Source organism: Streptomyces sp. NBC_00448, assembly GCF_036014115.1.
Lineage (GTDB): Bacteria > Actinomycetota > Actinomycetes > Streptomycetales > Streptomycetaceae > Actinacidiphila.
The window spans coordinates 2,220,496-2,230,000 of sequence record NZ_CP107913.1 but is presented as its reverse complement, the minus strand read 5'-3'; the positions used below and the strand labels follow the sequence as shown (position 1 = coordinate 2,230,000).

The following is a 9,505-nucleotide window of genomic DNA, read 5'->3' as shown; positions in this document are numbered from 1 at the left end:
AGCCTCTAGCGAGTTTCATGGCGGCCCGTACCCTAAACCGACTCAGGTGGTCAGGTAGAGAATACCGAGGCGTTCGGGTGAACTATGGTTAAGGAACTCGGCAAAATGCCCCCGTAACTTCGGGAGAAGGGGGGCCACTTCCGGTGATGGAGTTTACCTCTTGAGCTGGGGGTGGCCGCAGAGACCAGCGAGAAGCGACTGTTTACTAAAAACACAGGTCCGTGCGAAGCCGTAAGGCGATGTATACGGACTGACGCCTGCCCGGTGCTGGAACGTTAAGGGGACCGGTTAGTCATACTTCGGTGTGGCGAAGCTGAGAACTTAAGCGCCAGTAAACGGCGGTGGTAACTATAACCATCCTAAGGTAGCGAAATTCCTTGTCGGGTAAGTTCCGACCTGCACGAATGGCGTAACGACTTCTCGACTGTCTCAACCATAGGCCCGGTGAAATTGCACTACGAGTAAAGATGCTCGTTTCGCGCAGCAGGACGGAAAGACCCCGGGACCTTTACTATAGCTTGATATTGGTGTTCGGTTCGGCTTGTGTAGGATAGGTGGGAGACTTTGATATCGCGGCGCCAGCCGTGGTGGAGTCGTCGTTGAAATACCACTCTGGTCGTGCTGGATGTCTAACCTCGGTCCGTGATCCGGATCAGGGACAGTGTCTGGTGGGTAGTTTAACTGGGGCGGTTGCCTCCTAAAGGGTAACGGAGGCGCCCAAAGGTTCCCTCAGCCTGGTTGGCAATCAGGTGTTGAGTGTAAGTGCACAAGGGAGCTTGACTGTGAGACTGACGGGTCGAGCAGGTACGAAAGTAGGGACTAGTGATCCGGCGGTGGCTTGTGGAAGCGCCGTCGCTCAACGGATAAAAGGTACCCCGGGGATAACAGGCTGATCTTCCCCAAGAGTCCATATCGACGGGATGGTTTGGCACCTCGATGTCGGCTCGTCGCATCCTGGGGCTGGAGTCGGTCCCAAGGGTTGGGCTGTTCGCCCATTAAAGCGGTACGCGAGCTGGGTTTAGAACGTCGTGAGACAGTTCGGTCCCTATCCGCTGCGCGCGTAGGAGTCTTGAGAAGGGCTGTCCCTAGTACGAGAGGACCGGGACGGACGAACCTCTGGTGTGCCAGTTGTCCTGCCAAGGGCATGGCTGGTTGGCTACGTTCGGGAGGGATAACCGCTGAAAGCATCTAAGCGGGAAGCCTGCTTCGAGATGAGGGCTCCCACCCACTTGATGGGGTAAGGCTCCCAGTAGACGACTGGGTTGATAGGCCGGATGTGGAAGCCTCGTGAGGGGTGGAGCTGACCGGTACTAATAGGCCGAGGGCTTGTCCATGTGTGCTCGCGTCCACTGTTTGGTTCCCGGGTTGCGAACAGTCGCATCCGGTGAACACTCAACTGAAAAGTGTGCTTGTTCGCTCGGACTCTGTCGAAATCCCGTGTATGCGGGATGACCCGATAGTGTTTCGGTGGTCATAGCGTTAGGGAAACGCCCGGTTACATTCCGAACCCGGAAGCTAAGCCTTTCAGCGCCGATGGTACTGCAGGGGGGACCCTGTGGGAGAGTAGGACACCGCCGAACAATCTTTCTGGACCCTTGGTCCTGGCCTGAGCGCTGGGACCAGGGGTCCTTTTTGTTGTGCTCGAAGCGCGTCCTCCCGGCCGCTACGGGAGACTTGAACTACAGCAGTACGATCCGACAGGAGTCACGTCGATGTCCAACTCGCCCGAAGACAGGCCCGAGCGCGGCGATCACCGCCGCGAGGATCGGCGTGACGACCGTCCCGGTGGCCCGCGCCGCGATGACCACCGTGGTGGCGCCGGCAACCGTCGCGACGACCGTTCCGACCGGCCGCGCTATGACCGTCCCCGTGACGACCGTCAGGGCGGTGGCGGCGGTTTCCGTCGCGATGACCGCCCGGGTGGCGGTGGCGGTTTCCGCAGGGACGACCGCCCGCGTGATGACCGTCCGCGTGGTCCGCGTCGTGATGACGACCGCGGTGGCTTCCGTCGTGACGACCGCCCGGGTGGTGGTGGCGGTGGTTTCCGCCGTGACGACCGTTCGGACCGGCCGCGCTTTGACCGTCCTCGTGATGACCGTCCTCGTGACGACCGCAGGGACGACCGTCCGCGTGGTCCGCGTCGTGATGACGACCGCGGCGGCTTCCGTCGCGATGACCGCCCCGGTGGTGGTGGCGGTGGCTTCCGTCGCGATGACCGCCCGGGTGGCGGTGGCGGTTTCCGCAGGGACGACCGCCCGCGCGACGACCGTCCCCGTGACGACCGTCCTCGATACGACCGCCCGCGCGACGACCGTCCGGGCGGTGGTGGCGGCTTCCGCCGTGATGACCGTCCTCGTGACGACCGCAGGGACGACCGTCCGCGTGGTCCGCGTCGTGATGACGACCGCGGCGGCTTCCGTCGTGACGACCGCCCGGGTGGTGGTGGCGGTGGCTTCCGTCGCGACGACCGCCCGGGTGGTGGTGGCGGTGGTTTCCGTCGCGACGACCGTTCGGACCGGCCGCGCTTTGACCGTCCTCGTGATGACCGTCCTCGTGACGACCGCAGGGACGACCGTCCGCGTGGTCCGCGTCGTGATGACGACCGCGGTGGCTTCCGTCGTGACGACCGCCCGGGTGGTGGTGGCGGTGGCTTCCGTCGCGATGACCGCCCGGGTGGCGGTGGCGGTTTCCGCAGGGACGACCGCCCGCGCGACGACCGTCCCCGTGACGACCGTCCTCGATACGACCGTCCCCGTGATGACCGCAGGGACGACCGTCCCGGCGGCGGCTTCCGTCGTGACGATCGTCCGCGTGATGACCGTCCTCGTGACGACCGCAGGGACGACCGTCCGCGTGGTCCGCGTCGTGATGACGACCGCGGCGGCTTCCGCCGTGACGACCGCCCGCGTGACGACCGGCGTGATGACCGCAGGGACGACCGTCCGCGTGGTCCGCGTCGTGATGACGACCGTGGCCATGGCCGGCGTCCGGCGGTGCAGGGCCGGGGCCGGTTCGAGAGCCGCGGCGGCCGGGACGAGCGCAGGGACGACCGCGAGCCGGTGAGGCGGCTGCCGATCCCGGACGAGGTCACCGGTCAGGAGATCGACCCGAGCGTGCGGCAGGAGCTGATGAGCCTGCCGAAGACCCTCGCGGAGGACGTGGCACGCAACCTGGTGATGGTCGCGCGGCTCCTCGACGAGGAACCGGAGCAGGCGTACGCGTACTCACGTGTCGCGCTGCGGCTCGCCTCGCGCGTCGCGGCGGTCCGCGAGGCGGCCGGCTTCGCGTCGTACGCGACCGAGCGGTACTCGGAGGCGCTGGCGGAGTTCCGCACCACCCGGCGGATGACTGGCACGGTGGACCTGTGGCCGGTGATGGCCGACTGCGAGCGCGGGCTCGGGCGACCCGAGCGCGCGCTGGAGATGGCGGGTGCGCCCGAGGTGCACAAGCTGGACAAGGCCGGGCAGGTCGAGATGCGGCTGGTCGCGGCCGGCGCCCGGCAGGACCTCGGCCAGGCCGAGGCCGCGGTGGTCACCCTCCAGAGCTCGGAGCTGGCGGCGAACGCCATCCACCCGTGGACGGCCCGGCTGCGTTACGCCTACGCCGACGCGCTGCTCGCGGTCGGCCGGGAGACCGAGGCCCGTGAGTGGTTCGCGAAGGCGGTGGAGGCCGACCACAACGGGACGACCGACGCCTCCGACCGGCTCGCCCAGCTCGACGGTGTCGCGTTCGTGGACGCTTTCGAGGGTGACGAGGACGACGACGAGAGCGGCCACGCGTCGGACGCGGGCACGGACGCCGCGACGGACGCGCCCGCCGGCGCCGACGTCGTGGTCGAGGTGATCGACGACGGCCTGACCGACGAGGTCGTGGTCGACGACGAGGACGCGGACGACGTGGACGCCGCCGACTTCGACGACGAGGACGACGACGCCGACTCGGACGACGAGGACGACGAGGACCGCGGCGACGCGGATGCCTCGTCCGACGTGAAGGCCGATGCCAAGGCGGCCGGCATCTCGGAGGACACCGAGGACGCCGAGGACACGGACGACGCCGAGGACAGCACCGAGGACGTCAAGGACCCGGCGGACGACGAGGACCAGGTGACCGGCGGCGACGCCGGATCGGCCGAGCCGTCGTCCTTCCTCGACTCCCCGTTCCGCGCCCCGGCGCACCCGGAGCGCGAGGACGACTGAACGTCCTTCACCATCCGGTGAGTTGAGGGCGGCATCCGCGACCACGCGGGTGCCGCCCTCGCCGTTTCGCAGGCGGCGGAAAGGCGCCGGCCGGTCATCCCAGCTCGACGCTCCGCATCACCAGGCCGGTCGCCGGCTTCGGCCCGAAGGACGTGGACTTGCGGGGCATCATCACACCCTGGCGGGCCAGGTCGAGCACGATGTGCTCGCGCACCGGGTGCATCAGCACGGCGGTGCCGCCGAGCTGCCCGGCGAGGCGGACCGCCGCCTCGGTGTCGTGGATGTAGCGGATGTGGTCGGGGGAGTCCGGCACCTGCCAGACGCGGTCGAGCAGCAGGCTGTGCAGGACGGTGGCGTCCAGCCGCCGCCACACTTCCGGCCGGTCCTCCGGCACGGCCTCCCGCAGCAGCACGGGGTCGGGCCGGTCCAGCAGGTGGAAGGAGCCGTCGCCCGCCAGCACGAAGGCGTTGCCGCCGGCACCCGTACCCGTGCCCCCACCCGCGTTCCCGTCCGGAAGCGCCCCCTCCGCTTCCGCGCTCGCCTCTTCCAGCGCCTCCAGCGCCCCCGCCAGGTCGCTGCCGGCCAGCCGCCGTACCCGGAAGACGTGGCGCGCGGCCGCGAGGGCGGCGGCGGGCGGGAGTTCCGGCAGCACGCGGTGGATGGCGCGTACCCGCAGGGGGTAGCGGGTGGTGTCCACGAGCAGCACGAGGCCGTAGTCCCAGCCGGTGCCGGGCGGGTGGGCGGTCTGGAGCCGGCGATAGGTGGCCCAGCGGTGGTGCCCGTCGGCGATGAGGGCCTGGCGGTCGGCGAGTTCGGCGTCGATCGCGGTGAGGTCGGCGAGGTCGGTGAGCGCCCACAGCCGGTGCCGTACGCCGTCCTCGGTGGTGGTGGCGAGCAGGGGGTCCGCGGCGGTGGCGGTGCGCTCGACGACGCGGGCGGTGGCGGGGCCGTCCCGGTAGGCGAGCAGCAGGGGTTCGAGGTTGGCCGCGGTCGCGCGCATCAGGGCGGCGCGGTCGGCGACCGGCCCCGGCATGACGTCCTCGTGCGGCAGCACGGCGCCCGCCTCGGGGCCGCTCAGCCGAAGGGCGCCGATCACCCCGCGCTGGAGGTGGTCGCCGTCGCGCTGCTCGTAGACGTAGAGGGCGGGGACCGGGTCGGGGGCGAGGACGCCCCGGTCGAGCCAGGCCGCCAGGGTGCGGGCGGCCTTGCGGTGGCGGGCGTCAGGGGTGGCGGCGTCCGGGAGGATCAGCCGGACCACGTTGTACGGGTCGGCGGTCTCCAAGTGGCGCTGTCCGTCGGGGCGTACCACGACGTCGTACGGCGGCGACGTGACGGCGGCGAGGCTGCCGACGCGCTCCCGTACGAAGCGCAGCCCGCGGAAGGGCGCCAGGTGAGGGCCCCGCGGGTGGTCCTGATCGGTCTCACTCATCCGCGCATGCTACGACGCCCCCGGGCATGGGGGATGATCGACGGGTAGTCCGCACTCGAAGGAGCGAGCCCCGCCATGACGTACCGCACCAGCCCGCACGGCAGCGAAGAGTCGCTGGACACCGCGTACGACACCGCGCTCCTCGACCTCGACGGTGTCGTCTACGCGGGTGGGGAGGCGATCGCGCACGCGGTGGAGTCGCTCGGCACGGCGCGTGAGCACGGCATGCACCTCGCCTATGTCACCAACAACGCCTCGCGCACGCCGGATACGGTCGCGGAGCACCTGACGCGGCTGGGGGTGCCGGCGGGCGCGGCCGACGTGATCACCTCGGCGCAGGCGGTGGCACGGCTGATCGCGGACCAGGTGCCGGCGGGTTCGAAGGTGCTCGCGGTGGGCGGCGAGGGCCTGATGACCGCGCTGCGGGAGCGCGGGCTGGTGCCGGTGGACTCCGCGGACGACGACCCGGTGGCGGCGGTGCAGGGGTACGGACCGGATCTGCGGTGGTCGCAGCTGGCGGAGATGGCGTACGCGGTCAACCGCGGGGTGCCGTGGTTCGCGTCGAACACCGACCGGACGATCCCGAGCGGGCGGGGCATCGCGCCGGGCAACGGCGCCGCGGTGGAGGCGGTGCGCTTCGCGACCGGCGGCGACCCGCAGGCCGCGGGGAAGCCGCTGCCGCCGATGCACCGGGAGACGGTGCTGCGGACCGGCGCGAAGCGGCCGTTGGTGGTCGGGGACCGGCTGGACACGGACATCGAGGGCGCGTTCGCGGGCGGTGTCGACTCGCTGCTGGTGCTGACCGGGATCACCGACCCGGCGGCGCTGCTCGCGGCCCCGCCGAAGCACCGGCCCACGTATGTCGGCCGCGACCTGCGGGATCTGCTCGCGGCGCAGCCGGGAGTAGAGGTCTCCGGCGAGGGGGCCGCGGTGTGCGGCGGCTGGACCGCGTCGGTGTCGGGCGGCGCGCTCACGGTCGAGGGCGGGGGCGAGCCGCTCGACGGGCTGCGCGCGTTGTGCGGGGCGGCCTGGAGCAGTGCGGGCGAGGGGAGTTGCGAGCTCGACGCGGCGAAGGCGGTCGCGCGCCTGGGGTTGTAGCCCGTTGAAGGGTCGGGACGGGAACGGGAGGAGCGGAGGCCGGGGGAGCCGGGGGAACGGGGAACCGGGAGCTGTGGGGGAGCCCCGCGCATCCGGAGTATGACGCAGGTCACGTCGCGAAGTGGTGCGCGGTGTAGACCGGATCGGGCCCGACGAGCGTATGCCCGGTGAGACCGAGCAGACCGGGAGCGATCGTTGACCGTCGAGGAGTTCGAGGAGTTCTACGCGCAGACGGTCGGTCGGCTGACCGGCCAGTTGTACGTGATGCTCGGCGATCACCAAGAGGCGCAGGACGTCGTGCAGGAGGCGTTCGTCCGGGGCTGGAGCCGGCGGCGCCAACTGCGGTCCGACGCACGCCCGGAGGCATGGGTGCGTACGGTCGCGTGGCGGCTGGCGGTGAGCCGGTGGCGGGGCCGGCGGCGTACCGCCGACGCCTGGCACCGGACCGGGCCGCCCGTGCCCACGGAAGGTCCGGGCCCGGAACCGGTGGTGCTGGTGGAGGCGTTGCGCGAGCTGCCGCCGAAGCAGCGCCGCACGCTGACCCTGCACTACGTCTGCGATCTCAGCGTCGACCAGATAGCGGCCGAGACCGGGGTGTCGGTGAGCACCGTCAAGACGCACCTGGTCCGCGGTCGCTCGGCGCTCGCCCACCTCCTGCACGATCCGCGGAACGAGGAGGCTCCCGGTGCCTGAACACCACGACATGCACGGCGGCTTCGGCGACTTCGACGACGGGGGCGACTTCCCCGGTCCCGCCTTCGGCGCCGCCGGCCCCGGCCGGTCCCGGGAGCGGGGCGGGGACGATCCGCTGCGCGGCCTGTTCAAGGCGGCCGCCGCGAGCGGTCAGGCCAGGACCCGGTCCGCGCCCCCGGCCGAGGTCCGGGCGCGCGGCGCGGCCCGCCGCAGACGGCGGACGGCGATGGCCGCGGCGGCCGCGTGCGTGGCGCTCGCCGGTACGGCCGCGGGGCTCGTCGCGACGCTGCCGCGCGGCGGCGATCCGGTGTCGCCCAGCGGTGTCACCAGCAGCCGCGGCACGCCCAGTGGCGACGGCAGATCCGGCACCGCGACCAGCAGCGCGTCGTCGTCCGCGGAGGACCCGACCCGCAGTCCTGACCCGTCCGGCCTTACCGGCACCACCCCGCCGACGGGCGTCGGCCCTCCGGCGTCCACCACCTCGGCCGGTGGCCTGCCGACCTATCCGCGGACCACGGAGCCCGGAACGCAGGGCCCTGACCACCAGCCCTGACCTCATGAGCCCTGACGACACGTCCCGTGGACGGCAAGGCACGGCGGACGGCAAGCGCCGTGGACGGCAAGGGTCCTGAGCTGGACGCCCTGCCCCCCGCGCGCCGGCCACCGGCCGCCTTACGCCCGACACCCGCACCCGATCGCTGACTTCGCACCCTGATCCCGATATCCCGCACCGCCCCCGCCCGCGCGTCCCACCCGCCAGGGCGCGGTGCCGTACGTCCTGACGCAGCCCGGAAGGTCCGTTCATGACGCTCTTCTCCGCCCCGCCGGCCACCGAGGCGGCGCCGGCCGTGCCCCGCGAACCCTCCGGCGCGCGGCGCCGACGCCCGTCCCCGGTGAGGCGGTTCGCCGCCCGGCTGACGCCCGCCGACCGCGATGTGCTGTGGCTGTACGTCCTGACCCGGGCGGGGCTGTGGGTCACCGAGTACTGCGCCCGCTGGATCTTCCCGGCCGACGCGGACAGCCGCCGCCCGATGTCGGTCCTCGCGCCGTGGCAGCAGTGGGACTGGGCGTACTACCTGCACATCGCGCGGGACGGCTACTTCCCCGCGGGCGGGCCCGGCCCCGGCGAGCAGGGCTGGGACAACCGCGACGCGTTCTTCCCCGGCTTCCCGATGGTGCTGCGCGCGGTCCACACGGTGATCCGGGACTGGACCGCCGCGGGGCTGACCGTCTCGTTCGTGGCGGGCGCGGTCGCGGTGCTGGCGCTCGGCCGAATAGCCGGGCGGGACCTGCCGGGCGCCGACGCGGGGCGGAGCACCGTACAGCTGTTCCTGCTGTCGCCGTGTGCGGTGTTCCTCGCGGCCGGCTACACCGAGGCGCTTTTCCTGGCGCTGGCGCTGCCCGCGTGGCTCGCGGCGCGCCGGGCGGCCTGGGGCCAGGCGGCGGTGCTGACCTGCCTGGCCTGCGCGGTGCGGGTGAGCGGGCTCTTCCTGGCGGCGGCGCTCGCCGTCCAGTTCCTGGCCGCGGTGCGCCGCCCGCGCGACCTGCGTGCGCTGCCCTGGCTGGCGCTGCCCGTGCTGCCGCCGCTGCTGTACAGCGCCTACCTGAAGGGCCGCACCGGCGACTGGATGGCGTGGAAGGACGCGGAGGAGCGCGGCTGGGCCCGGGACTTCCACAGCCCCTGGACCGCGTGGCACCACACCTGGACCGCGGCGTTCGGGCACACCCAGGGCACCGGCTACGCGGCGATGTTCCAGGCCGAACTGCTCGCGATGCTGGCCGGCGTGGCCGTGCTGGTGTACCTGCTGTGGCGGCACCGCTGGGCCGAGGCGGTGTACATCGCGCTGAGCCTGTGGGCGCTGGGCACGTCGTACTGGTACATGTCGATCCCGCGGGCGGCGCTGCTGTGGTGGCCGCTGTGGACGTCGCTGTGCGCGGCGACCACGGTCCGGCCACGGCTGCGCACCGCCTACTTCGCGGTGGCCGGGCCGCTGGCCACCGTCGTCGCGCTGGCCTTCTTCACCGGCCGCTGGGCCGGGTGAGGCGGCGCCGGCCCGTCCCGGGGCAGTGCTCGGGACCCTGCCCT

Annotated in this window: 6 protein-coding genes, 2 rRNA genes and 1 pseudogene (1 of these 9 cut by a window edge); 7 read left to right on the top strand and 2 right to left on the bottom strand. The window is 71.6% G+C overall.

From position 1 onward, the window contains the following. Positions 1-1,334 (top strand): 23S ribosomal RNA (locus tag OG370_RS09495); it begins 1,791 nt to the left of the window's first position. Positions 1,335-1,463: 129 nt separating this feature from the next. Then, a 5S ribosomal RNA gene (gene rrf, locus OG370_RS09490) occupies positions 1,464-1,580 on the top strand. Between the two features lie 99 nt (positions 1,581-1,679). Here the strand turns inward: rrf and OG370_RS09485 are convergent. Then, complete coding sequence (locus tag OG370_RS09485) at positions 1,680-2,978, bottom strand: hypothetical protein (protein ID WP_328462534.1); 1,299 nt, start codon at positions 2,976-2,978, stop codon at positions 1,680-1,682. A gap of 135 nt (positions 2,979-3,113) precedes the next feature. Between OG370_RS09485 and OG370_RS09480 the strand changes: the two are divergent. Next, positions 3,114-3,798, top strand: a pseudogene (locus OG370_RS09480) (hypothetical protein); the annotation flags it as partial. A 495-nt stretch (positions 3,799-4,293) separates the two neighbouring features. Here the strand turns inward: OG370_RS09480 and OG370_RS09475 are convergent. After that, positions 4,294-5,628: a DUF1015 domain-containing protein gene (locus OG370_RS09475; protein ID WP_328462532.1), complete on the bottom strand. Its 1,335-nt coding sequence runs from the start codon at positions 5,626-5,628 to the stop codon at positions 4,294-4,296. A gap of 75 nt (positions 5,629-5,703) precedes the next feature. Here OG370_RS09475 and OG370_RS09470 point away from each other — a divergent pair, with 75 nt between their 5' ends. The 4 genes from OG370_RS09470 to OG370_RS09455 all read left to right on the top strand — a co-directional run bounded on the left by OG370_RS09470 (position 5,704) and on the right by OG370_RS09455 (position 9,461). After that, on the top strand, positions 5,704-6,726 hold the full coding sequence (locus tag OG370_RS09470) for an HAD-IIA family hydrolase (RefSeq protein ID WP_328462530.1): 1,023 nt from the start codon (positions 5,704-5,706) through the stop codon (positions 6,724-6,726). Positions 6,727-6,921: 195 nt separating this feature from the next. Beyond that, complete coding sequence (locus tag OG370_RS09465) at positions 6,922-7,419, top strand: SigE family RNA polymerase sigma factor (protein WP_328462527.1); 498 nt, start codon at positions 6,922-6,924, stop codon at positions 7,417-7,419. After that, positions 7,412-7,972, top strand: a complete 561-nt coding sequence (locus OG370_RS09460) for a hypothetical protein (RefSeq protein WP_328462525.1) — start codon at positions 7,412-7,414, stop codon at positions 7,970-7,972. Before OG370_RS09465 ends, OG370_RS09460 begins: the two co-directional genes overlap by 8 nt. Before the next feature lie 250 nt (positions 7,973-8,222). Next, on the top strand, positions 8,223-9,461 hold the full coding sequence (locus OG370_RS09455; RefSeq protein WP_328462523.1) for a mannosyltransferase family protein: 1,239 nt from the start codon (positions 8,223-8,225) through the stop codon (positions 9,459-9,461). Positions 9,462-9,505 lie beyond the last annotated feature (44 nt).

Coding starts and splice junctions, on each gene's coding strand:
- OG370_RS09485 (WP_328462534.1), bottom strand. CDS start 2,978: ATGGCCACGGTCGTCATCACGACGCGGACCACGCGGACGGTCGTCCCT.
- OG370_RS09475 (WP_328462532.1), bottom strand. CDS start 5,628: ATGAGTGAGACCGATCAGGACCACCCGCGGGGCCCTCACCTGGCGCCC.
- OG370_RS09470 (WP_328462530.1), top strand. CDS start 5,704: ATGACGTACCGCACCAGCCCGCACGGCAGCGAAGAGTCGCTGGACACC.
- OG370_RS09455 (WP_328462523.1), top strand. CDS start 8,223: ATGACGCTCTTCTCCGCCCCGCCGGCCACCGAGGCGGCGCCGGCCGTG.